The following is a 3,485-nucleotide window of genomic DNA, read 5'->3' as shown; positions in this document are numbered from 1 at the left end:
CGATCCACAAAATAGATTACTTACTCATAAACACAAAGTAGATAGCGGAACAGAAGAAATTCTTGCTCGAAATGAATATAATGAACTCTCTCAACTTCAAGTTAAGAAAGTAGGTGGCCAATATCCTTTTTATTCTTTGCAGGATATTTTCTATAGATATAATATCAGAGGTTGGTTGACAGGAATTAATGATTATGCAATTGATGATCCAAATCCGAATAATAAACTCTTCGCATGTGAAATAAAATATCAAAATCCGGATTATACTGCTCCTCCAAGATATAATGGTAATATTTCAGAGGTGACTTGGATTACTGCTGAAAGCAATCCTGTGAAAAAAAGGTATGATTACTTCTATGATAATCTCAATCGGTTGCTTTATGGAGCTTATACTAATCCTTTACTTACATCTCCAGATACTAGTTTTTATGACGAGTATGTTGATTACGATCTCAATGGAAATATAACTTTTCTTGGGCGTCTTTCTGACCCTTATGAAAATAATACTGCAGAGGTAATTGATAATTTACAATATCAATATACCGGGAATAGGGTAACCCTAATTAATGATATTTCTTATAACCCAAGTAGTTATTATGGGGGAAACACGATCACATATGATACAAATGGAAACATGAAAAGTATGATGGACAAAGGAATCAGTCAGATTGATTATAACTTCCTAAATTTACCTAACAAGTTTACAATTGGTTCAAGCACATCTAATATTTCAGACTCTTATCTTTATAGTGCCGATGGTACAAAACTAAAAAGAATATCTAATAATCCTGGCGGTAATGGTGTTGTCCATTCAAGAGTAACAGAATATTTAGACGGCTTTCATTATTATTATTCTACTTATGATGCTTCCCCTATTTCTCTAAAGTTTGTTCCAACAGCAGAAGGATTCTATGATTTTGAAAATAATGAGTATATTTACCAATATAAGGATCATCTCGGAAATGTAAGGGTAACCTATCATGATGCAGGAGGTGGATTTGGAGATATTATTGATCAAAACGATTATTATCCTTTTGGAATGCAGTTTTATAAAGAAGGATTCTCCCCAGGAGGAAATCCAGGTAGCTTGTCCAACTACAAGTACAACGGTAAAGAACTCCAAGAAACAGGAATGTACGACTACGGTGCAAGATTTTATATGCCGGATATAGGGAGATGGGGGGTCGTGGATCCGTTGGCGGAGAAAGACCGAAGATGGACACCGTATCGTTACGCTTATGACAATCCAGTTAGGTTTATTGACCCTGATGGAATGTTGGAAGATTGGTATGAAGACGCTGCTGGGGATCTGGTATTTGATGATAATATTAAGAGTCAACAAGATTTAGTTGACAGAGATATAGAGGGTACATATAAATTTGCTGAGGGCACAAAAGATGGGCTAACCTATGCTGCTGATGGATATGTGTATGATGATTCTGTTTCTGGAGGAGGAAAAGCAATTGCAAACGGAAGATTACATGGTATTGAAGAAGTGGTAATAATGAATCCCAAAGCCATTGCACAAAAAAACATACAAGAAGCTCGGTATAGGCTCCGTGCAGCGGAAGCTGAAATGTTTGGGAAATATGCAATTGGGATTAGTGTTGGTTATTCTTTTAACAATGTTGGTTATGACTTATCATTTGCTCACAATATAGGAACAGGACAAGGTAGAATATTTGGAACAAATACGTTGACTACGGGAGGATCAAATGGTTTTAGCATTCGGTTGTTTCAAATGAATGCTTATGGGAACAATGCGGATGGCTCTCCATATACAAATGTTTTTGAAGGTGCTACAGGTCCATCAACAGAATTTTCTGGTTCGTATATTTTTGGAGGAGGACAAAGTTATAGTTCAAAAGGTGGAATATCTCGAGATCCTTCAGGAACAACGGTTAGGAGTATCAATCTAAATGCGGGTTATGAGGGAGGAATGACAAGAGGTAATACCAAGGATTTAACTCCTGCATTCAATCGTTTTTTACAATGGAGGCTTCAACATACCCCACAATTTCCTTAGAAATGGCAAAAATTGTATTATGTTCATTAATATTTTTGATTATAACATCATGTGTTAATTGTAAGGAGTTTACCCGAGGGATTGCTAAAGAGGAATGTATTATTGTGGTTGAAAGTCTTCCTGTTGCCAATACAAAGTTATTCGAGGTTAAAGGATACAATCCAGTAACTCAAAAAACAATAAAGTGTGAAAGTATAAGTAATTGGTGGAATCAATATAACGATGAGATTGAAATAGGCGATACAATTGTGAAGAAGAAAGGGAAATTAACCTTTAATATTCATAAAAGAGATACTATAATAAGCCATGAATGGCATTGTTATGAAAACTAAAAAATAAGAGTAACTGGATTTGGTTGCTCTTATTTTTTAGGAACTATATCAAAATCAATCCTATAAGCTACAATTTTAATGCTGTCATTTTCTTTTTGCATATTAAAGTGTTCTTGCGTTTGTGTAGAATCTCTTGTTACGAGGTATGAAAGTTCATATTTGGATATGGGATTTGTCCCCTTAATAATTTGCGTCCAGGAATCAACAAGTTCGTAGTTTTTTACTTTTCCAAATTCACTATCTGTATCATCAAGAATTTGATTAAACTTACCTTTTCCAAATTTTTCAAAAAACCGATCACTAAAAAGATTAAAAGCTTCTTGTTTATTATCTTGTTGGATAAGGTAATAAAATCGGTCGGTTACTTTTTTAGCATCTTCTTTGTCGGACTCTCTATTCTCGTAAGTTTTATTGAAGCTGCAATTTGTAAGTAAAAAAGACAGTAGTAAAAACAATAATTTTTTCATAACCAATAGAATTACAAAGCCGCTACATTTTTATTAAAGAAGTCTTTAAATTTTTTCTTTGTTAGCATAGTTTCTACAATTTTAAAAACGGTAGATTTATCTTCCTCGTCCAATTGCTGAATGAGTTGCATTTGCTCAATGGTATTTTTATCCTCAAAAGTTACTTCATTAGGAATCTCACCCTCAAAGTTTACTAAATCGTCAATCGACATATTAAAATATTTTGCAATTTTTCCGATGGCTTCAATGGATAAATCACGGTCTCCAGTTTCTACACGAGAATAATTAGAGCGGTGCATTGCAATTAAATCAGCGATAGCTTGTTGCGTCAAACCTTTTTCCTCTCTTATTTTCTTTATATTTTTTCCAATCGGTTGCATAATGAATAACTTTTAAGCGAAGTTATCTAAAAAGCACAAATTACGCAATATGTGTAATATTGATAAAATTATTGTTGTCTATTTGATACTATTATTTTACTTTTGTAGTGTATCAAAATAACACCAACTATTTTCTCTATGGAAATCTCCCTGGCTACATCTAACAGCTTGTAATTTTAATCTTCTTTTATAAAAATAGGATTTAATAGCATAACGTTTTGTTTATTAAGCACTTGTAAAAACATGTTTTTCCATACAAAGCCCTACGAAAATTCGTAAG

4 protein-coding genes are annotated in these 3,485 nt (G+C 33.5%); 2 read left to right on the top strand and 2 right to left on the bottom strand.

Going from position 1 to position 3,485, the window contains the following annotated elements:
* Nucleotides 1–2,026 (top strand): RHS repeat-associated core domain-containing protein (locus AC4AGG_RS15775; protein ID WP_489772979.1); only part of this gene is annotated, 2,026 nt, incomplete at its 5' end.
* Nucleotides 2,027–2,028: 2 nt separating this feature from the next.
* Nucleotides 2,029–2,358 carry a hypothetical protein gene (locus AC4AGG_RS15770; RefSeq protein WP_489772978.1) on the top strand — a complete coding sequence of 110 codons (330 nt, stop codon included), beginning with the start codon at nt 2,029–2,031 and terminating at the stop codon, nt 2,356–2,358.
* 29 nt (nt 2,359–2,387) lie between these two features.
* On the opposite strand, the gene AC4AGG_RS15765 is transcribed toward AC4AGG_RS15770, so the two are convergent.
* Nucleotides 2,388–2,825, bottom strand: a complete 438-nt coding sequence (locus AC4AGG_RS15765) for a hypothetical protein (protein WP_489772977.1) — start codon at nt 2,823–2,825, stop codon at nt 2,388–2,390.
* A gap of 11 nt (nt 2,826–2,836) precedes the next feature.
* Nucleotides 2,837–3,205: a helix-turn-helix domain-containing protein gene (locus tag AC4AGG_RS15760; protein ID WP_489772976.1), complete on the bottom strand. Its 369-nt coding sequence runs from the start codon at nt 3,203–3,205 to the stop codon at nt 2,837–2,839.
* Between the last annotated feature and the right edge of the window lie 280 nt (nt 3,206–3,485).

This window comes from Chryseobacterium sp. CG10_8, from assembly GCF_058117085.1.
This window is presented reverse-complemented; position numbering and strand designations above follow the sequence as displayed.

Coding starts and splice junctions, on each gene's coding strand:
- AC4AGG_RS15770 (WP_489772978.1), top strand. CDS start 2,029: ATGGCAAAAATTGTATTATGTTCATTAATATTTTTGATTATAACATCA.
- AC4AGG_RS15765 (WP_489772977.1), bottom strand. CDS start 2,825: ATGAAAAAATTATTGTTTTTACTACTGTCTTTTTTACTTACAAATTGC.
- AC4AGG_RS15760 (WP_489772976.1), bottom strand. CDS start 3,205: ATGCAACCGATTGGAAAAAATATAAAGAAAATAAGAGAGGAAAAAGGT.